Origin of the sequence: Bartonella sp. 220B, assembly GCF_026930205.1 — a bacterium.
GTDB lineage: Bacteria > Pseudomonadota > Alphaproteobacteria > Rhizobiales > Rhizobiaceae > Bartonella.
Genome location: NZ_JANHOI010000001.1, coordinates 169313 through 190483 on the forward strand (window position 1 = coordinate 169313; position 21171 = coordinate 190483).

Below are 21171 nucleotides of genomic sequence, written 5' to 3' on the forward strand. Positions count from 1 at the left end.
CATAAAGGACCTTATAATTTATTTTTTCAATAACTTGATATGAATTGTTATCGTACCGATGTATAGAAGTAGATATAAAGGATAAATTTATGACATGTATAAAAGTTGATAAAAGCAATTTCGAAAATGAAGTTCTGACCTCTTCCACCCCTGTTGTGGTTGATTTTTGGGCTGAATGGTGTGGCCCTTGCAAAATGATCGCTCCAATTTTGGATGAAATTGCAATGGAAATGCAAAATCAAGTTAAAATTGCCAAAGTGAATATTGATGAAAATCCGGAACTTGCTACCCAATATGGAGTACGTTCAATTCCTACCTTATTGATGTTTAAAAACGGAAATGTTTCATCAAATATGGTTGGAGCTGCTTCTAAGGGACGTGTTTCTGAATGGATCAAAGAAGGGCTTGGTTAAATCTGCCTATAATAGGTCTTGCTATAAAGGAGAGGAGCTTCACCTCTCCCTTTTTCGGAGGATTTTATTAAAATAACTGCTTTTTCAATAATAAAAGTTGCTGTTTATTCAGAGAAAATTTGATAATCTTTAAAAGCTGAAAATTTTATTTTCGGTGCCCGTTCCGCTTCATAATTCAATGAGAAGTGATTTTCTGCCAAAAAGACTGCATCACCATCCAAATCATGAGCTATAGCAGAACGGTGATTGATAAGAAATTTTTGTAATTCGTGTTTATCCTCTGAAGAAATCCAACGGCACACGCTAAAGCGTGCCGATTCAAAATTCACTGGCAAACCATACTCTATTTTCAGTCGTTCCTTTAAAACATCAATTTGCAAAGCACCAATTACGCCAATAAGAGAGGGTGATCCATCATCGGGAATAAAGAGTTGCACAACCCCTTCTTCAGCCATTTGCTGTAAGGCGTCTTTCAGTTTTTTTGCTTTCATTGGATCGCCCAAACAAACACGACGTAAAATCTCTGGCGCAAAATTAGGGACGCCCTTAAAAAGGATATCTTCTCCTTCAGTCAAAGTATCACCAATCCGCAAAGTTCCATGATTGGGAATTCCTACAATATCACCAGCATAAGCTTGATCTGCAATTTGCCGCGAGCGTGCAAAGAAAAATTGTGGAGCAGAAAGTGTCATCGATTTTCCTGTTCGTACCAACTTTGTCTTCATACCACGCTCAAGTGTCCCCGAACAGACCCGAAAGAATGCAATACGGTCACGGTGATTGGGGTCCATATTTGCCTGAATCTTAAAAACAAATCCCGTCATTTTAGATTCCATGGCCATGACATTGCGTTGATCTGCACTCTGATCACGAGGACTTTGACCAAAATCAATAAGCGCATTGATTAAATCACGAACACCAAAATTACGTAAAGCCGAACCAAAATAAACCGGAGTCATATGTCCTTCACGGAAAGCTTGAAGATCAAAATTTTTGCAAGCATTTCGCGCAAGCTCTACGCTTTCGATAAAAGATAAACGTTGATTTTCTGGAAGCAAATTTGCAATCTCATCCGGTCCAGAAACCATCTGTTGTATGCGCTCATCATCTTTTTGACGAAAACGATTATGATGAAGATCAAATGTTCCAACAAAATCTTTACCCGTACCGATTGGCCATGTTATTGGTGCGGTATCAAGTGCGAGTTTTTCCTCAATTTCATCTAAAAGTTCTATAGGATCACGTGCTTCACGATCCATTTTGTTGATAAAAGTAACAATAGGAATATCCCGCATCCGACACACCTCAAACAATTTCAGTGTTCTAGGCTCAATTCCGCGTGCACCATCTAGCACCATGATAGCACTATCAACAGCTGTGAGAGTACGATAAGTATCGTCTGCAAAATCCTCATGTCCTGGAGTATCTAACAAATTAAAGATATGATCTTCATATTCAAACGTCATCACCGATGTTACAACTGAAATACCACGATCACGTTCAATATTCATCCAATCAGAGCGGGTTTGAATACGGTCTTTTTTTGCTTTCACCTCACCAGCAAGCTGAATAGCTCCGCCAAATAATAATAGCTTTTCTGTTAGCGTTGTTTTCCCCGCATCTGGATGAGCGATAATCGCAAAGGTACGACGTCGTTTTACTTCTTGCGCTCTCTTTTCCATTATTCCCCCACAGGTCGTGCAAGTGCTTCAGCAATCAATGCACGCATTTCTTTAATCCCATACAGCGCAATAAAGGACCCCCATCGTGGTCCTCGTTCTTGTCCTAAAAGCACTTCATACAACATTTGAAAAAAGACATTTGAAACACCTGGGCCCCCTTCAGGACTTTTTTTGCTGTGGTCTTGATAGCGTTCCGTTAAACGTGCAACATCAAGAAGCGCATTTTGAAGTGTGTTTCCATCAGCATTTTCAGGTAAAGTGGCTAATTTTACATCTATTTGTGTTAATGTGGTTCGTTCACTGTTATCTGGTGTTCGAAATTTTTTATTTGGTTTAACAAAAAGCTCAAAATACTTCAGAGCAAATTGTACCAAGAGGTCAAGTTCCGGATAAGTTTGTGCATTTGCACCATTAGCATAACGAGAAATAAACCCCCAAAGAACCTCTTTATTTTCCGCATTTGAAGCACTTACTAAATTCAAAAGCATAGCAAAGGATACAGGCAAATCAACCTGCGGAGGAAAACCATTATGGATGTGCCATACAGGATTATTAAGCCGCTCTTGCCATCCTTGACGACCATAGGCTGAAAGATGTGCATAATATTCATCAACGGCTTTTGGAATGACATCAAAATAAAGCCGTTTAGCTGTTTTGGGCTTTGAAAACATATAGAGCCCAAGACTCTCCGTTGGTGCATAAGTTAACCACTCATCAATGGTTAAACCATTTCCTTTGGATTTAGAAATTTTTTGACCCTTATCATCTAAAAAGAGCTCATAGTTAAAGCCTTCTGGCGGATTTCCACCAAGCACTTTGCAAATTTTAGAAGAGAGATTGGTAGAATCAATCAGATCTTTTCCCGCCATTTCATAATCAACACCGAGCGCTTTCCAACGCATTGCCCAATCTACCTTCCATTGGCATTTGACTTTTCCCCCTGTGACTTCCGTCTCAATGGTTTCTCCTGTTTCAGGCTCAATATAGGTAACCGTGCCTTTTTCAACATTACGAGCAATCATCGGAACCTGTAATACTTTTCCAGAGAATGGAGAAATGGGTAAAAAGAGTGAATAGGTCGCGCGTCGTTCTTCACCCAATGTTGGCAAAACAATTGTCATCACCTTATCATAACAGGCAAGTATCTTTAAAAGTGTTTCATCAAAATGACCAGAACTATAATAATCTGTCGCACTGGCAAATTCATAATCAAAACCAAAACGATCAAGAAAAGCACGTAAACGCGCATTATTTGCTGCCCCAAAAGAGGGGTAAATATCCCCAAAAGGATCTGGTATACAACTGAGCGGTCGACCAAGATAATTTTCCATCTTCTCGCGATCAGGTACATTATCAGGAACTTTGCGTAAACCATCCATATCATCAGAAAAACAAAGCAGTTTTGTTTTAACTTTATTCTCTGTGAGAATATGAAAAGCATGACGCACCATGGTTGTACGTGCTACTTCTCCAAAGGTGCCAATATGCGGCAAACCAGAAGGACCATAGCCTGTTTCAAATATCACACTCTCTGGGTAACCTGTTTTTTCATACCGTTTGATAATTTTACGTGCTTCTTCAAACGGCCAAGCTTTCGATTGAACCGCTGCATCTCTTAATTCTGGCGTAAGGTTAAGGGCATCATACTGGTCACGCATCATTATCTTGATCCTAAAATTAAATTCTTAAATGGCTTTGTGTATGGCTATTGTATTTATTCGTCAATAATAGCGCACTAAAATCTTCTTAATCATGCTCTTGTTATGACCAGTACCTGCCCTATTCTTTTCATTGTACCCTCTTTTATTTTTATTAATGAAGTATAAGTATCATGAACCGTAATTTACTCGTTTTGATCATTGGTATTTTAATTGCCATTATTCTAGGTCTTTCCTATTACACGTATCAGAAAGAAAAAAAATCCTCTAGTATCGAGCTAAAAATAGGACAATTAACCTCTTTGCAGACACCAATAAGTTAGAAAAATGACAAAATTAAACATTTTATATAAAAAGTCCTTTTTATTATATTTTAGGAGTCATTTTATAGAATCGTTTATTTACATGCCAAAGAACGCATTGCCAATGTGCGCAGACGTAGAGCATTTAATTTAATGAAGCCTGCAGCATCTTTTTGATCATAAGCTCCTTTATCATCCTCAAAAGTTACCAATTTACTAGAGTAAAGGGACTTGTTGCTTTGGCGTCCTTCAACAATTACATTCCCCTTATAAAGTTTTAATGTAACTTCACCTTCAACATCTTCTTGGGATAAATCAATCGCAGCTTGCAACATTTTCCGCTCAGGCGAAAACCAAAAGCCATAATAAATGAGTTCTGCATAACGCGGCATTAACTCATCTTTTAAATGTGCCGCTCCTCGATCTAGTGTTAAAGATTCTATTGCACGATGAGCTGTTAAGAGAATAGTTCCTCCTGGTGTTTCATAAATGCCTCGTGATTTCATGCCAACAAAACGATTTTCTACCAAATCTAACCGACCGATACCGTTGTCTCGTCCATAACGATTCAATTCAGACAGTAAATTCGCGGGCGATAAATTTTTCCCATTTATTGAAATGGCATCACCTTTCTTAAAGCCAATCGTGATTCTGGTCGCCTTATCTGGAGCAGCTTCTGGCGAAAGAGTCCGCATATGCACATATTCAGGAGCAGGAAGTGCTGGATCTTCCAACACTTTTCCTTCTGATGAAGAATGTAATAAATTTGCATCCACGGAAAAAGGTGCTTCTCCTTGTTTATCCTTCTCTACCGGAATTTGATGTGCATGCGCAAAGTTAAGCAAATCCATCCGACTTTTAAAAGACCAATCACGCCATGGAGCAATAATTTTGATATCAGCGTTAAGCGCATAAGCAGAAAGCTCAAAGCGTACTTGATCATTGCCTTTCCCTGTCGCCCCATGGGCAATTGCATCTGCACCTGTTTCTTTGGCAATCTCAATAAGTCGTTTTGCAATAAGCGGACGAGCTATGGATGTCCCCAAAAGATAAGTTCCTTCATAAACTGCATTCGCTCGAAACATTGGAAAGACAAAATCACGTACAAATTCTTCACGTAAATCTTCAATAAAGATTTCTTTAACACCAAGCATCTCAGCTTTACGGCGAGCAATTGTTAACTCTTCCCCCTGCCCTAAATCAGCTGTAAAAGTTACAACTTCCGTACCTAATTCACTTTGTAACCATTTAAGAATAATCGACGTATCCAACCCCCCTGAATAAGCCAAAACAACTTTTTTTACGTTTTGCCATTTTTTCATTTTAAAGCTCTATATGATTTGCTTTCTTTGCTTGTATTCAGAAATAAAAACGATATAAGCAGTATAAAATAAATTCTCTTTAAACAACATTAAAAAGACGCAAAAAAAAATGTAAGTGAATATGTTTTTGTCAGAGGTAAAAATGGTAAGCATCGCTTACAAATAAGAGGAGTTTTACGTGTCATTTCTACCAGAGTGGTCTGTTGTTGTACAATTTGCTTTAGCATCGTTGATTTTAGCGCTCATTCCAGGGCCTGATATCATGCTATCAGTAGGACGTACTATTGCACAAAGCAAAAAAGCTGGAATTATGTGCGCTTTAGGAAGTGCAACAGGTTTTGCCATTCAGGTGACTGCTGTAGCGCTCGGTTTATCTGCGCTTATTTTTACTTCGCCCCGTGCTTTTTTTCTCCTCAAAATTGGCGGGGCTTTTTATCTTTTATGGCTTTCCTTGCAAACATTATGTAGAAAAACGACATTTTCTCTCAACCAAACATCTCAAAAGCGTCAAAGCCTTAGACGTCATTATTTTGCTGGTATTGGAATTAATCTCTTAAATCCTAAAGTTATTCTTTTCAACGTAACTTTCCTACCACAATTTATTCATGCAAATGATCCCATGGCTACACAGAAATTGTTCATTTTAGGGCTCTCTTATATCCCTATTTCTCTACCAGTTACGATTTCCATGGTTTTTATGGCTCATAAACTTACTCAAAACCTTAAAAAAAATCCTTCTTATATTCGCTTTTTAGATTGGTGTATGGCGAGTATTTTTACCAGTTTTGCTTTACATCTTCTTATCATCCAAGATTAAAGTCATTTATTGCTAACTGCATCTTCAAATTTTAAACGTTCCGATTTTCGTAAGCGCTCTGAAGCTGATTTAAGTTGACCACACGCAGCCAAAATATCACGTCCACGCGGTACCCGAATAGGTGAAGCATAGCCTGCTCGATTAACCACATCAGCAAAACGCTCAATTTGCTCCCAATCAGAACATTGATAATTGCTTCCAGGCCATGGATTAAAAGGAATCAAATTAATCTTAGCAGGAATCCCTTTTAATAATTGAATCAATCGCTTCGCATCATCCAAACTATCATTAATATTTTTCAACATAACATATTCAAATGTAATGCGCTTGGCATTAGAAAGACCAGGATAATTTCGACAAGCATCCATCAAGAGAGAAAGTGGATACTTTTTATTGATGGGAACAAGCATATCCCGTAGTGTATCATTTACTGCGTGGAGTGAAATCGCCAACATCACTCCAATTTCTTCTCCAGTGCGGATAATTCCAGGAACCACACCACTGGTTGAAAGCGTAATTCGACGTTTCGATAAAGAAAGTCCCTCTCCATCAGAAGCAATCAATAAAGCTTTTTTAACTGCTTCAAAATTATAAAGTGGTTCGCCCATCCCCATCATAACGATATTGGTGATTTTACGCCCTTCAACTGGGACAATTGCTCCATCCGGAGTATTTTTATCAGGAAAATCACCTAAACAATCACGAGCAACCAATAATTGCGCTAAAATTTCTTCTGCTGTCAAATTACGAACAAGAACCTGTGTTCCCGTATGGCAAAAGGAACACGTTAACGTACATCCTACTTGTGATGAAAGACATAAAGTACCACGCCCTTCTTCAGGGATATAAACCGTTTCAATTTCAACGGGTCTTCCTGCTCCACGGGCTGGAAAACGCAACAGCCATTTACGCGTTCCATCCTTTGATATTTGTTCTCCAACAATTTCCGGACGTGCAATGGAAAAATGGTTTTTAAGCATTTCTTGCATGGATTTAGAAATATTCAGCATCTCATCAAAATTTGAAACACCGCGCACATAAAGCCAGTGCCAGAGCTGGCGTACACGCATACGCGTTTGGCGCTCTGGAACACCTATTGTCTTTAAAGCGTGCATCATTTCATCTTGTGATAAGCCAATTAAAGAGAGTTTTGCATCCCCCTCCACGATAACAGTATCTGTTTCTCGTGCTCGACATGCACCGACTGGTCTAAGGTCATATGAAATGGCCATTGTTTTCCAATTTATATCACGAATTTAGAGTTACAGAAACCTTAATGACATTTCTGGACCGCGTTTAATGCAGCAGTTATACCTTTTAAGGAATAAGTATAGGTGGTATGGGTTCCTCGTTTTGAAAGTGCTTTCACCGTCATACTCATCCCAGAACGCATAGCAGAAACAAGCTGCTTTTCTAGCGCTGATGATGCCAACCAAGCCGATGAATCTTTCGTAAAAAAATCAAAATCCACATTTCCAATGGTCACAGTAACTTTTGATCCTTCTTTAAGTGTATATCCAGCCATAAATTGTGGTTCAAATGAGATAGGTGAATCCGAACGCTTGGTAACCAAAAAGAAATTATCGCCATGATTAACCGTCGTTGGAAGTGCCTCTAAAGGTACCGATAACACGTAGCAAATCGTATTCTTCGGTGATTTATAAGAATAAGCTCCCCACGCTTCAAACTGATTCAAACGGCTTGGCGTTTGTGCACACGCTTCTCCGAAAGTAACCAGAACCATTATAGATGCAGCAATAATCGTCTTTTCAAACATCTTCATTTAGCTCACTTCTTTAGTCTCTAACAAGATTCTCATCATGAAAAAAGCTCATAAACGCTTTAATTGTAATCGTTCTTATCCTTTCAACAAGCAAAAAAATTTTACTCTAACAAGAAAAGATTTTTATTTAACTTTGACTCTTCGGTTGTTACGAAATATGGAATTTTTATTCAATAACCAGATTGTGAAAAATAACATCTTGATTGTATGCTACAAATTCCATTTCTCCTATAAAAAATCTTTCTTCTTTAAGCAATCAGACTTTCAAATAAAGTGTGAATATAGCATCACCCTGTTAAGAAATAAACCACGCCCTTACACCACGGAAAATTTGTTGTAAAGTTCCAGAAATGTATTCCATAAAGGAACAGCCTTTCGAATATCATTATAAATTTAACATGATTAATGCATTTGCGTTAATAAAAATCACAAAATATTCGCCCTTCAACAAATTATAGTGTGTCCACACTTTCTATTCAATACTGTTTAGATATCACCTTTTTACATTCTTCAAGCCATTTTAATTTTCAAATCCAATTCACGGATAAATTAAAAGACCTAAAAGCATGATAATGGATGCTTTGTGTACAAGCTTCAGAGTTGTTCGCGCTTTTTGAAATGATGATTCCATTGCTGGAATTCTTTTTAAATCACATGATATCATGAGTGGTTCTAAGCTCTTTAAGAACAGACTGTCTTCCCCATCCACTCTGTGGTGCATTGTAGAGAATATACCACACCATTTTTTTAAGCTGCATTTGATTCTGAATTCTGAATTAATAGAACGTAAAGTGCATGAGCATCATACGTATTACGTAATTTTTGAACAACATCAACATGACGCAAAACACGTGCAATCTGCGATAAAGCTTTTAAGTGATCTGCCCCAGCATTTTCAGGGGCTAAAAGGAGAAAAATAAGATCTATAGGCTCGTCATCAAGAGCTTCAAAGTCAACAGGGCTTTCAAGGCGCGCAAATAAACCAATGATTCGATGAATATCAGGCAATTTTCCATGAGGAATCGCAATACCACCACCCAGACCCGTTGAACCTAGTTTTTCACGTTGCAAAACAATATCAAAAATCACACGTGCACTAAGACCTGTCAGTTCAGAAGCTTTTTCAGACAAAATTTGTAGAACTTGTTTCTTCGAATTCGCTTTAAGAGCCGGAATAATTGCTTCCGGTGCAATTAACTCACTCAAATTCATATTTTAATTTTCCTTTTACACGCTTAAATACTCATCAATAAATCTGTAAACATATTCATTTTCTTGCATCATCGCATGTGACTTTATTTTTCAATTTATAACGGGTGACGGCTCAATTCATCTCACTATCAGTGCAACAATAAATAGTCACTCAGCTCCTCATTAACAGCATGAGAAAACAAAGAAATGAAATTGTCCGTAAAATTAATTTTCCTACGATAGTCGCAAAGGCATTGTTCGTAAATCTATCAACCTTTTTATTACAAGAACTCGTGTATCATTTCTCATCAGATCTTCCTCTTCTTTTTAAAACCTAGCTCTTCATAAAATGAGAAGCATATCGAGGTAAAATAGCTTTTTACTTTGATAATCACCATGCAGCTTGAACACCGCCCAACTACAACGATCTAAAAAGCTTTAAGTCGTTCAACATTTATTTTAAAGGGATTCACATATTCAGATTAGCATCCGCTGCCATGCATCCGCTTTTAAATGCGCAATGCAAACCAACAAAATATCACAAATCTTATTTGACAACCGTAATATATAACCCATGGCGCCACCCTCAAATATCCTAAACAGCGCTATTGTTCCGTTGTTTTTTCAACAAAAAAGATATCATCAATACCCTCTCTTTTCCAACAACATGCGCATTTATTATTTATAGCTCCGTTTATCATTCATTATCAGGTTAATCTAGTGATATCTTTTCCATGCTATAGTCAAAAGCGAACGAAATCTATAAATATAGTAAAATCACCTCATCTTGTTGAGGATTTTTCAACATTTAGCAAAAATTCAATTTAAGGTGATCATCATAAAAAAAGTTTTGGCACAAATAAGGAGCCTCTCAACAATAACCCAATAAATAGAACCCCCATTATATTAACAAAACTAAAAAACATCCGTAGCCTTTTTTCTGCGAGACTGTTGTGTCTTCTGTTTTATTTAAAGTTCTTAATAACATAATCATAGCTTCCGCAACGCATTAATAATTGTTCTTGGTTATACAATGGAGACGCATCTTTATAATCGCAGTTAAGAATCAAAATAAAGCTTTACTTCCCCCTGTATAATGCGTTTAATTTTCTGAACATTCAAGAATGGTGTTTGTGTTCATCATATCCTCTTTAGATTTAAGGTATTCATTGAAACTATAAAATCAGAGAGAAAACTGATTTCCTAAATAAATTCTGCGCACATCAGCATTGTTGATAATATCGTTGGGACAACCGTGAACTAACACTTGCCCTGCATGAATGATATAAGCACGGTCGACAAGACCTAATGTTTCTCGTACATTATGATCTGTTATCAAAACACCAATTCCGCGCTGGGTTAAATAACGAATAAGCTGCTGAATATCAAAAATGGCTATAGGATCAATTCCTGCAAATGGTTCATCAAGTAACATAAAATGGGGACGAGAAGCTAGAGCACGTGCAATTTCAAGCCGTCGGCGCTCTCCTCCTGATAAAGAAAGAGCCGACATCTTGCGTAGATGATCAATTTTAAATTCATGTAAAAGAGCATCCAATTCTTCACGTCTCTTGAGGGGATCCTTTTCAACACCTTCCAAAACAGCCTTGATATTGTTTTCTACTGAAAGTCCGCGAAAAATCGACGCTTCTTGCGGAAGATACCCAAGACCTAAACGTGCACGTCGATACATTGGTAGATGGGTGACATCAAATCCATCAATTCTAATAGACCCTCCATCAGATTTAATAAGGCCCGTAACCATATAAAAACAAGTTGTTTTACCCGCACCATTGGGACCTAAAATTCCAACAGACTCTCCAGTACGAATACCAAAAGAAACTCCCTTAACAACCTGCCTTCCACGATAAAACTTAATCAAACGACTAGCAATCAAAGTCCCCTTTAAACGCTTTTTTAAAGCTTCATTTGCAAGATCATTTCTGTCCGTCTGTTTTTTTCTTTTGATTCCAAACATAAAATCTTAATGGCCATTTTTTTGATTTTGTTTGAAAATAATAGAAACACGGCCCTTTTTCTCAGATGTCTCACAACCTTCTAAAAAAGCCTTTCCGCTTTTCATATCTGCCGTTAGCTTGCATCCTGTTGCCACATTATCACCATCAGTTAATACAACATTATTCCCTGTTAAATGCATGATTTTCGACTTACCATCAAAAACGCCCTTATCACCTGTAGCAATCTGTGTAGCATTTTTTATATAAACTTTTCCTAAAGCTTCCATTTTCTTAATACCTGTTGAACCAAACCAAGCAGGCAATGCCTTTATCTCTCCTTGATCCTTATGAGCACCTTTATATGCTTTATCGTAGTACACAACCAATTTTGCCGTTCGCAAAAGGCGTTCACCTTGAATCACCGAAACATTACCATTAAAGAGCGCTATCCCCTCTTTATCACGTATTTCTAAAGAATTCGCATAAAGTTCTAATGGTTCTTTGTCGTTTGATAAATTAATTCCAAAATGAGCAACTTCAGCATATCCCAAAACTGTTCCAATCCCTAACATTCCCATGCCTAAAGCCACAATCATACTCAACCATTTTTTGTATGGTTTCTTCGGCTTCATCTCATCACCCTTAATTCCTCTGTCCATATACACACAGACTTATTTTTCATAATAGACACTTAAAAAGTCGTATTGAAACTTTCTCATTGCTTATCAAGCACTAAATGCACACCACCATGAAAGTACATATTTTGTCCTTTTTTTCGAATTTGCAAAGCATTGGCTGCAAGATGCAAACCTGCACGCTGAATATTGACAGGTTGATTTGTGTTTAATTGCCCCTCAGATAAATTAATATTTGCCGCCATAAATTGCGCAGTCATTCCATCATTTGTTGTAATAGTGAATGGCTTATCCAGTTGTAAACAACCATTCATATTATCATAAACTCCCCCTTGCGCATCAAGAAAAACCCGTCTTTGTTTACCCAAATGCGCTTCAGCTGTGATATTTTTCAACCCAATCACTCCAGAACGGATACGATCTTGAAATACCTTTTCTGCTTTAAGCCAATAAGGCTCATGAGAGCGCGTATAACCTTCTAATTTTGGATTGACCATTGTTAATTTCATTATCTCTCCCTCTTCACTCTTTAAAGTAACAGGATCAGAAGAAACGGGAACAAAGAAAAATGTAAACCAGCAAAAAACCAGTGCTGCCACCAATGCCAAAAGAGGTAAAAAAAACTTCAATAGGCTAATGCGACGCGAATGACGGTATGCTTTTTTAAAAATATCACTGCAAGATGATTTTGCTGAAAAAGCTTCATAATAATTGTGTACGGACATACTACCCTAATCTCTTAAATATTCCGTGTTTTCAACCTGTATAACCTTTATAAAAGGGATTTTCAAATTTTGTTTCTTGCAATTTGTTTTTTCTTGGTTTTATTTTGCTTTCAACCATTTATATGTTGTAATATGCATACATAAAATGCACAATTATAAAAAACCTTTTTATATGAAAGCGAGGCTATTTTGGTTAAATCAGAGCTTGTGCAAATTATTGCCCGTCAGAATCCGCATCTTTTCCAACGTGATGTGGAAAATATTGTGAACGCTATTTTTGAGGAAATTTCAACAGCACTTGCTAATGGTAATCGCGTTGAACTTCGCGGATTTGGGGCTTTTTCTGTTAAAAGCCGCTCCGCCCGTAACGGTCGTAATCCACGAACAGGTGAAGCCGTTGTCGTTGAAGAAAAATGGATTCCTTTTTTCAAAACTGGCAAGGAATTGCGTGATCGCCTTAATCAACGAGTGACTTTATGATAATTAAGCGTATTCTTTCAGTAGCTTCTTTGGTAGTTTTTACAGTATTCTTAGTTGCTTTTATTTTAGTAAATCGTCAAATAGTTGCATTGACGCTTGTCCCTTTTCGGATAAACTCTGAAAGTTTTATTTACCATGCTCCTTTTTTTATATGGCTCTTTTTCTTTTTTGGTCTTGGTATTTTACTAGGAATCTTAATTAATTGGTTTGCATATCATAAATGCAAAAAAGCGCTAAAAAAAAGCAGCGCTGAGCTCGAGAAATTAAAAACCTCTATTACAAATATAGTGTAATAGTATTTTAGTGAAATCTTTTCTTTGTTGTGTTCAACGGAGAGTAAAATGCTCTTTCTCTTTTTTCCTATACATGCTTTAATTAAAAATCTCTGCACTCTTACAAGAAATTTAAGAGCTTTTTAATGTAAACTTTTAAAATACCTGTATCATGATACCGAATATGCCTGCACAATGTATTCAACCTCACCAAAATGATAAATATCCGCAGGAAAAGCTACCTCTTATTTTAGAAACAGGTATAAGTGGAGATTATGCCCTCATAGATTCTGGAAATGGGCAAAAATTAGAACGTTATGGAGCTTACCGCATTATCCGTCCTGAAGGTCAAGCATTATGGAAACCTGCTTTACCACAAAAATATTGGGTAGATGTTGATGCTATTTTTACAGGAAACCGAGAAGAAGAAGGGGTGGGTCGCTGGCATTTTCCCAAAAAACCGCTGGGTGAAACTTGGCCTCTTTCTTGGAATGGACTGTCTTTTCTAGGTCGTTTTACTTCTTTTCGTCACGTGGGGGTCTTTCCTGAACAAGATGCCCATTGGCGTTTTATAGAAGAACAAATTATTAAAACTCAACGTCCGGTAAAATTGCTCAATCTTTTTGGCTATACAGGGATTGCTTCTCTGATTGGCGCTCGCACAGGTGCGCATGTTACGCATGTTGATGCTTCTAAAAAAGCTATCGCTTGGGCAAAAGCTAATCAAGAAAAAGCAGAATTGACGGATCGTTCTATTCGTTGGATTTGCGATGATGCTGTAAAATTTGTCGAACGTGAACTGCGGCGCAAAAAAACTTATGATATGATTCTTCTTGATCCTCCTGCATATGGGCGCGGACCTCATGGCGAAATTTGGCAACTGTTCGATCACTTACCGGCTATGATTACAAACTGTCGTAAACTTCTCTCTGATAAACCTCTTGCCATCATTCTTACAGCTTATTCTATTCGTGCTTCTTTCTATGCACTTCATGCTTTAATGCGTGATGAATTCATAAATCTTGGTGGCACAATCGAATCAGGAGAGCTTATCTTGCGTGAAGAAGCCGCTGGACGCGCCCTTTCTACTTCCCTTTTTAGCCGTTGGATTGCCTGAATATGTGTATACCCAAAACTGGTAAGGTTAAAGAAATTACCTCCCTTAGTAATCCTATTATCAAAGATCTTCGAGCACTCAGTCAAAAGAAAAACCGGAATCGAGAAGGGCTTTTTATGGCAGAAGGGCTTAAATTGGTGATTGATGCTCTCAATCTCGGCTGGACTATACAAACACTCATTTTTTCTAAAAGTAAAATTGGTAATGCCGCTATCGAAAATACTGCTGCACATACAGTGTCCAATGGCGGTTTTGTCATTAAAGCCTCAGAAAAGGTAATGGAATCTATTACCCGTCGTGATAACCCACAAACAGTTATTGGCATTTTCAAACAACAGTGGCATTCCCTTGAAACAATAAAAGGACATGTCACAGATGTTTATGTTGCTCTTGATCGTGTGCGTGATCCTGGAAATCTCGGTACCATTATTCGTACTGCTGATGCAGTAGGAGCTAAAGGCGTTATTTTGATCGGCGAAACAACAGATCCTTTTTCGCCCGAAACAGTACGTGCAACAATGGGATCAATTTTTTCCATACCGCTCTATCGTTTGGATGAAAATGCCTTTTTAAACTGGTCTTCTCACTTTAAAGGGATAATCATTGGCACACATCTCAAAGGATCTATTGACTATCGTACAATTGATTTCAAAAATGGCCCTATTATACTTCTCATGGGAAATGAAAAACAGGGACTAACAGATATTCTTACAAATCGTTGTGATAAACTCGCACGTATACCACAAAGTGGACGTGCTGACTCGCTTAATCTAGCGATAGCCACAGCTCTCATGCTTTATGAAATTCGCCGACCTTATTTAACACTGGAACATGCGAGGACAGAATATGATACGTAAATCGCTGCCTTTTTTTATCCTTGGCTTAGTACTTATGATAGGACTTGATCAAGCAGTCAAATACTGGGTTATGCATAATATACTCTTAGGAACAGAAAAAACACTTCTTCCTTTTCTTTCTCTCTACCATGTACGTAATTCTGGTATTGCATTTTCGTTTTTTTCTTCTTTTTCTCACTGGGGGCTTATTGCCATTACATTTGCTATTCTTGTTTTTCTTTTATGGGTCTGGAAAAATGTTGAGTATAATAAATCTTTAACGCGTTTTGGACTTACTCTTATTATTGGCGGAGCAATCGGAAATCTTATTGACCGTATTCGTTTTCACCATGTCACTGATTATATACTCTTTCATATCGATGATATTTTTTATTTTGCTATTTTCAATCTTGCCGATAGTTTTATAACACTTGGTGTTATTGCTATCCTTTTTGAAGAATTGCGTAATTGGATAAAAACAAAACGTCATTCCAACCACACATCTACTCAATAAGAGCTTGTTCATTTACTGGGGATCATTGCATTTTCTAAAATATGTTTAGAAAACGTTCATATCTTTACATCTTATATTTTTGAGATCATTCTTTATCATTTTTCATGTAGTGTTCAAAATTCTTGAGTCTTTTTTTGTTTTTTCAACGCCTCTTATTCCGAAACACAAAAAACATTTAACAACAGATCAATAGATAAATCATCATGTGTCTTAAAAGGTATAATGTTTACTCAATCATATAGCATCATGAACGTAAAAAGATCACATCCAGTAAATTTCACAGGATATTATTGTGATAAGAAATAAAGAAAGCCTCACACTCTAAGCTTTTCTCTTATAAACTCTTACAAAAAAGACTTTATAGTTTTACTTAAAATAAGTCTTTTCCTTACCAATTTGTAAGGTTTCTTTCGAATGAAAATCTCTTGTAATTTTAAAATAAATCCCCATAATAAAAGGAGGTATGCTGGAATTCCACCGGCGGCGCCTGGGGTTGGTTATATAGGGTGAATGAGGGTTTACACAAGCCTGCTCTTATAAAGAGATAACCTTTTAACTCCGACATCTGGTGGAACATATGCTAAAGGACTTTATATTATGGCTGATTTTAAAAATCTACGTTCGGCATCTGTTTCCCATGCCGATGCATCAATTGATCAAGGATTGCGCAGCTATATGCTGGGCATTTATAACACAATGACCCTTGGATTGCTTATTACGGCTGTTGCTGCTTATGCAATTGCATCATTAGCAACAACGACGGATATGACCCAAGCAGCCGCTCAAATCAATAGCAGTGTTTACTTAACTTCATTCGGGGTAACGTTTTATACATCGCCACTCTCCTACATTGTTATGTTTGCACCACTCGTGGCAGTATTATTTCTGAGTTTTAAAATCAATACATTGAGTACAAATGCAGCGCGTAGTCTCTTTTTTGGTTATGCTGCTCTGGTTGGTCTTTCACTTTCCTCGATCATTTTGCGTTATACGACAGAAAGTGTCGTACAAACTTTTGTCATTACCGCTGCAGCTTTTGGTGCTCTTTCACTTTATGGTTACACAACAAAACGTGACCTTACTGCGATAGGTTCATTCCTTTTTATCGGTTTGGTTGGTTTGATGCTCTCCATGATTGTGAATATCTTTCTTGGATCAAGCGCGTTGCAATTTGCTATCTCTGTAATTGGCGTATTTATCTTTGCCGGTTTAACAGCTTACGATACACAAAATATCAAACTAATGTATTATGAAGGAGATGGAGCTGACACTCAAGGTCGTAAAGTGATTATGGGTGCATTAAATCTCTACCTAGATTTCATTAATATGTTTGTCTTCTTACTGCAATTTCTTGGCTCAAATCGTGATTGATTGTAAAAGCTATAGCTTAATTAAAGAACCTTGTTTCCTTTGAGAAACAAGGTTCTTTTGCTTTTAATCTAGCATTTACCCTCTACCTTTTAGGCATCCCTATTCACAAAATGACAAAGAAGCCTTACAAGAAGAAATTTCCTTGGTTCACTGCTTTTATCCAGCAAAAGCTCCATAATTCTCTTTTAAAGACCCTCCATAATCATTCCCATCATCAGTCAAACATCATCAACCAGAACAATCATTATGATCTTACTGTTGCTTCCTATAATGTTCATAAATGCGTAGGTGTCGATAAAATTTTCGATCCTACGCGTATTGTACGTGTCATTTCTGAATTGCAAAGTGATATTCTCGCCCTTCAAGAAGTAGACAAACGTTTTGGTGAACGCGTTGGTTTAATTGATCTTCAACTTTTAAAAACTGAAACGGGACTGATTCGAGTGCCTCTGAATCCCATGTCATCTCATGGTCATGGATGGCATGGGAATGCTCTTTTTATGCGAAAAGGACATGTACGTGATATCTTACAAGTCACTCTTCCTGGTATTGAACCACGTGGTGCTGTAATTGTAGAGTTGGAAATGGACGCAGGTCTTCTTCGTGTTATTGCCGCTCATTTTGGCTTATTACGCCACTCTCGCAATCAGCAAACAAAAATGCTCCTTGCACTCTTACAAAAACGCCCCCTTATGCCTACACTCCTTATCGGAGATTTCAACGAATGGCGTGTGGGAAAAGGTTCATCTTTAAACCATTTCTCCTCTTATTTTGATAGCACAGTTGGAACAGTGCCAAGTTTTCCTTCTCGCTTTCCCTTTCTTGCCCTTGATAGAATTTTTGCTTTCCCCCAACAATTGGTAATAAATGTTGAAAATCATGATTCACCACTTGCACGTATTGCCTCAGATCATTTGCCTATCAAAGCTTATCTTAACCTCGCCAATGCTATCACTATTCTGAAAAACAAAATAACTCAAAAAGGCTAATGTGCCTCATCCCAATTTTGAGCAACCATGACTTTCACTTCAAGTGGTACAGACAAAGAGAGGACTGGCATTGTAGCATTTTCCATAACCTTTTTAACAACAGCCATGGTTTTTTCACTTTCATTTTCTGGTATCTCAAAAATGAGTTCATCATGCACTTGCAGCAGCATTTTTGCCGACAGTTTTTCCTTTTCTAAAGCATCTTCCATTTGAATCATGGCACGGCGAATAATATCCGCTGCTGATCCTTGAATCGGTGCATTAATAGCAGCCCGCTCATTAAAAGCACGAACTTGTGGATTTGCTGCTTTTATTTCTGGATAATGGATACGACGTCCAAAAATTGTCTCTACAAAACCATTTTGACGTGCAAATGTTTTCGTCGTTTCCATATAGTCTTTAATTCCTGGAAATCTTTCAAAATAAAGCTGAATATAACGGCTTGCTTCTTGTCGCGAAAGACCCAATTGATTAGCTAATCCAAAAGCTGAAATACCATAAATAATACCAAAATTAATTGCTTTTGCACGGCGTCGTACATCTGAATGCATCCCTTCTATCGGAACCCCAAACATTTGTGATGCTGTAATAGCATGAATATCCTGACCTTGGGCAAAAGCCTCTTTTAACGCCGTGATGTTAGCAATATGCGCAAGAATGCGTAATTCAATCTGGCTATAATCAGCCGATAACAGCAAATGTCCTTTTGGAGCAATAAAAGCTGCTCGTATTTTACGTCCCTCAGCAGTTCGTACTGGAATGTTTTGTAAATTAGGTTCTGATGACGATAACCGCCCCGTTGATGTTATTGCCAAAGAATAATTCGTATGAACACGCCCTGTTTTTGGCAAAATGTAAGAAGGTAAAGCATCTGTGTAAGTAGATTTTAGTTTTGCAAGTTGACGCCAATCAATAATTTTACGTGGCAAAATATGACCTTCATCAGCTAACTCTTCTAAAGTCTGAGCAGAGGTTGACCATTGCCCACCTTTGGTCTTAGAACCACCAGGCAAGCCTATTTTATCAAAAAGGATATCACCTAATTGCTTTGGCGAAGCAAGATTAAATTTCTCACCGGCGAGCTGATAAATTTCTTCTTCCAAAATAAAAGCAGCCTGCGCTAATTCTCCTGAAAGACGTAATAAAATCTGTCTGTCAATGAGAATCCCGCGCTCTTCCATTCTTGCAAGAACTTCTATCAGAGGTCGATCAAGACGTTCATAAATTTTTGTCATTCCCTGCGCGACAAGCTGTAGTTTTAAAATTTTCCACAAACGAAGTGTTACATCAGCATCCTCAGCAGCATAAAGGGTTGCCTGTTGCAAATCTACTTGCGCAAAAGAAGTAATCTTTTTTCCATTATGCGTTAAATCCTTATAAGCAATTGGTTTATGCCCAAGCCAACGCTTTGATAAATCATCCATATTATGTGTTAAGGTTCCAGCATCTAAAGCATAGGACAAAAGCATGGTGTCATCAAAAGAGCTGATCACAATGCCGTGTTGTTTCATTACCAACCAATCATATTTTATATTCTGACCAATTTTTAATATCGCTTGATTTTCTAATATCGGCTTTAAAAGTGCCAAAGCCTTTTGCGTCTCAATTTGTCCGGCAATGCGCCCGCTCCCTAAAAGATCATCTCCCCCTTCAATGTGCTCAAGAGGCACATAAGCTGCTTTTTCCGGCTGTAATGCTAATGAAAAACCAACAAGCTTTGCTTGCAGTGGATCAAGTGAAGTCGTTTCAGTATCAAAAGCGAAAAAACCTTGCTCTTGTGCTTCCGATAGCCATTCTTTTAAAACTTCTTCATCAAGAATGGTCATATAAGTATCTCTCGTGATTTTTTGCGTTCGTGCTTGGTCTTTACGTTTTTGTGCTAACAATTGCGGGGAATTTTCAGAAAAATCTTGAGAAAATTCTCTCTCAGCTTTTTTCGCTTCATGAGTAACATCCTGTACAGAATCCGGCCACGCAACATGGATATCGACTGCGTCAATAACGGCTGCATCACATTCTGTTGCCTCTGCCACACGACGTGTTAATGTCGTAAATTCCATAGCCTTAAGAAAAGCAATTAAACGCGGACCATCTTGCGATTCCAAAACAAAATCATCTAAACTATTGTCTATAGGAACATCTCTTTTAAGCCGAACCAACTCACGAGAAATCTTCGCCTGTTCACTATAAGCTTGAAGATTTTCCCGTCGTTTTGTTTGCTTAACTTCCGATACGCGCTGCAACAAAAGATCAAGAGTACCAAATTGATCGAGCAATTGAGCTGCAGTCTTAGGGCCAATACCTGGAATACCTGGTACATTGTCTGTCGAATCTCCAATCAAAGCCTGCAAATCAACCATTTTTTCGGGCGGAACACTCCATTTTTCTATAACTTCAGAAATACCAATATGCTTATCTTTCATTCCATCATACAAAGATACGTGCCCATTCACCAACTGCATAAGATCTTTGTCAGAAGAAATAATTGTTGTTTTTGCTCCTTCCTTTGTTGCTAATTGTGCATAGGTAGCAATAAGATCATCCGCTTCAAATCCTTCCTTTTCGATACAAGGTAAATTAAAAGCCTTTGTTGCTTGGCGTATAAGAGAAAATTGAGGAATAAGATCTTCAGGAGGTGTTTCTCGATTCGCCTTATATTGCGGATAAATTCGTTTGCGAAATGTATCGGATGAATAGTCAAAAATAACAGCAAAATGTGTTGGAACAACACCGGTAGCTGTATTTCGCGCATCACAGAGCAATTTCCACAGCATATTACAAAAACCAGCGACAGCTCCTACAGGTAGCCCATCCCTTTTGCGCTTTAAGGGCGGCAAAGCATAATAAGCACGAAAAATATAGCCTGATCCATCAACTAAAAAAAGATGATCTGTTGCTTTCATGACAATTTTATTTCTCCATTTCAGCCAAAAAACAATTTAATTTTATATATTTTTTTCATTCTTTTTTAAAATTTATCGAATTGCCTCTAAAAAGCCATTTTTTATTTTCATAAGGTGTGAAGTCGTTGCAATTTGTAGTTCGTACCTAGAGCTTTTCTTTGCTGTTACAGGATATAATAGCTTTCATTTTGCTCCTCCTATGA

The 21171-nt window shown here is 37.7% G+C and carries 20 protein-coding genes; 10 read left to right on the forward strand and 10 right to left on the reverse strand.

Annotated elements, in window-relative coordinates; genetic code table 11:
- The first annotated feature begins 89 nt into the window (after nucleotides 1-89).
- Complete coding sequence (trxA, locus tag NPX99_RS00590) at nucleotides 90-413, forward strand: thioredoxin (protein ID WP_269029823.1); 324 nt, start codon at nucleotides 90-92, stop codon at nucleotides 411-413.
- Between the two features lie 104 nt (nucleotides 414-517).
- Here the strand turns inward: trxA and NPX99_RS00595 are convergent, their stop codons facing one another.
- Entirely contained in the window at nucleotides 518-2095 is a 1578-nt protein-coding gene (locus NPX99_RS00595) for a peptide chain release factor 3 (RefSeq protein ID WP_269029824.1), read from the reverse strand.
- On the reverse strand, nucleotides 2095-3756 hold the full coding sequence (locus NPX99_RS00600; protein ID WP_269029825.1) for a lysine--tRNA ligase: 1662 nt from the start codon (nucleotides 3754-3756) through the stop codon (nucleotides 2095-2097). Before NPX99_RS00600 ends, NPX99_RS00595 begins: the two co-directional genes overlap by 1 nt.
- 170 nt (nucleotides 3757-3926) lie before the next feature.
- Here NPX99_RS00600 and NPX99_RS00605 point away from each other — a divergent pair, with 170 nt between their 5' ends.
- Nucleotides 3927-4076: a hypothetical protein gene (locus tag NPX99_RS00605; protein WP_269029826.1), complete on the forward strand. Its 150-nt coding sequence runs from the start codon at nucleotides 3927-3929 to the stop codon at nucleotides 4074-4076.
- A gap of 74 nt (nucleotides 4077-4150) precedes the next feature.
- Here NPX99_RS00605 and NPX99_RS00610 read toward each other — a convergent pair whose 3' ends face one another.
- Nucleotides 4151-5377, reverse strand: a complete 1227-nt coding sequence (locus tag NPX99_RS00610; protein ID WP_269029827.1) for an argininosuccinate synthase — start codon at nucleotides 5375-5377, stop codon at nucleotides 4151-4153.
- Nucleotides 5378-5555: 178 nt separating this feature from the next.
- Here NPX99_RS00610 and NPX99_RS00615 point away from each other — a divergent pair, with 178 nt between their 5' ends.
- The gene (locus NPX99_RS00615; protein WP_269029828.1) at nucleotides 5556-6194 is read left to right on the forward strand and encodes a LysE family translocator; all 639 of its coding nucleotides are present in this window, start codon (nucleotides 5556-5558) and stop codon (nucleotides 6192-6194) included.
- A gap of 2 nt (nucleotides 6195-6196) precedes the next feature.
- Here NPX99_RS00615 and rlmN read toward each other — a convergent pair whose 3' ends face one another.
- The 6 genes from rlmN to lptC all read right to left on the reverse strand — a co-directional run bounded on the left by rlmN (nucleotide 6197) and on the right by lptC (nucleotide 12486).
- The gene (gene rlmN, locus NPX99_RS00620; RefSeq protein ID WP_269029829.1) at nucleotides 6197-7426 is read right to left on the reverse strand and encodes a 23S rRNA (adenine(2503)-C(2))-methyltransferase RlmN; all 1230 of its coding nucleotides are present in this window, start codon (nucleotides 7424-7426) and stop codon (nucleotides 6197-6199) included.
- A 41-nt stretch (nucleotides 7427-7467) separates the two neighbouring features.
- Nucleotides 7468-7971, reverse strand: a complete 504-nt coding sequence (locus NPX99_RS00625; RefSeq protein ID WP_269030022.1) for an invasion associated locus B family protein — start codon at nucleotides 7969-7971, stop codon at nucleotides 7468-7470.
- A 753-nt stretch (nucleotides 7972-8724) separates the two neighbouring features.
- Entirely contained in the window at nucleotides 8725-9189 is a 465-nt protein-coding gene (gene ptsN, locus NPX99_RS00630) for a PTS IIA-like nitrogen regulatory protein PtsN (protein ID WP_269029830.1), read from the reverse strand.
- A gap of 1162 nt (nucleotides 9190-10351) precedes the next feature.
- A complete protein-coding gene (gene lptB / locus NPX99_RS00635; protein WP_269029831.1) occupies nucleotides 10352-11146 on the reverse strand; it encodes an LPS export ABC transporter ATP-binding protein in 795 nt (264 codons plus the stop codon).
- Nucleotides 11147-11152: 6 nt separating this feature from the next.
- The gene (locus NPX99_RS00640) at nucleotides 11153-11758 is read right to left on the reverse strand and encodes an LptA/OstA family protein (RefSeq protein ID WP_269029832.1); all 606 of its coding nucleotides are present in this window, start codon (nucleotides 11756-11758) and stop codon (nucleotides 11153-11155) included.
- A gap of 83 nt (nucleotides 11759-11841) precedes the next feature.
- A complete protein-coding gene (lptC, locus tag NPX99_RS00645) occupies nucleotides 11842-12486 on the reverse strand; it encodes an LPS export ABC transporter periplasmic protein LptC (protein ID WP_269029833.1) in 645 nt (214 codons plus the stop codon).
- A gap of 189 nt (nucleotides 12487-12675) precedes the next feature.
- Between lptC and ihfB the strand changes: the two genes are divergently transcribed.
- From ihfB to NPX99_RS00680, 7 genes are all read left to right on the forward strand, one after another.
- The gene (gene ihfB / locus NPX99_RS00650; RefSeq protein ID WP_269029834.1) at nucleotides 12676-12966 is read left to right on the forward strand and encodes an integration host factor subunit beta; all 291 of its coding nucleotides are present in this window, start codon (nucleotides 12676-12678) and stop codon (nucleotides 12964-12966) included.
- Nucleotides 12963-13259 (forward strand): lipopolysaccharide assembly protein LapA domain-containing protein, encoded by a 297-nt coding sequence (locus NPX99_RS00655; protein WP_269029835.1) that lies wholly within the window; start codon nucleotides 12963-12965, stop codon nucleotides 13257-13259. The genes ihfB and NPX99_RS00655 overlap by 4 nt, the downstream gene beginning before the upstream one ends.
- 163 nt (nucleotides 13260-13422) lie before the next feature.
- Complete coding sequence (locus NPX99_RS00660; protein WP_269029836.1) at nucleotides 13423-14355, forward strand: RsmD family RNA methyltransferase; 933 nt, start codon at nucleotides 13423-13425, stop codon at nucleotides 14353-14355.
- Between the two features lie 2 nt (nucleotides 14356-14357).
- Nucleotides 14358-15212, forward strand: a complete 855-nt coding sequence (locus NPX99_RS00665; protein ID WP_269029837.1) for a TrmH family RNA methyltransferase — start codon at nucleotides 14358-14360, stop codon at nucleotides 15210-15212.
- On the forward strand, nucleotides 15202-15705 hold the full coding sequence (lspA, locus tag NPX99_RS00670) for a signal peptidase II (RefSeq protein ID WP_269029838.1): 504 nt from the start codon (nucleotides 15202-15204) through the stop codon (nucleotides 15703-15705). The genes NPX99_RS00665 and lspA overlap by 11 nt, the downstream gene beginning before the upstream one ends.
- Nucleotides 15706-16302: 597 nt before the next feature.
- Nucleotides 16303-17076 (forward strand): Bax inhibitor-1/YccA family protein, encoded by a 774-nt coding sequence (locus NPX99_RS00675; protein WP_269029839.1) that lies wholly within the window; start codon nucleotides 16303-16305, stop codon nucleotides 17074-17076.
- A gap of 110 nt (nucleotides 17077-17186) precedes the next feature.
- Nucleotides 17187-18065 carry an endonuclease/exonuclease/phosphatase family protein gene (locus NPX99_RS00680; RefSeq protein WP_269029840.1) on the forward strand — a complete coding sequence of 293 codons (879 nt, stop codon included), beginning with the start codon at nucleotides 17187-17189 and terminating at the stop codon, nucleotides 18063-18065.
- On the opposite strand, the gene polA is transcribed toward NPX99_RS00680, so the two are convergent.
- Nucleotides 18062-20968 (reverse strand): DNA polymerase I, encoded by a 2907-nt coding sequence (polA, locus tag NPX99_RS00685; RefSeq protein WP_269029841.1) that lies wholly within the window; start codon nucleotides 20966-20968, stop codon nucleotides 18062-18064. The genes NPX99_RS00680 and polA overlap by 4 nt on opposite strands.
- Between the last annotated feature and the right edge of the window lie 203 nt (nucleotides 20969-21171).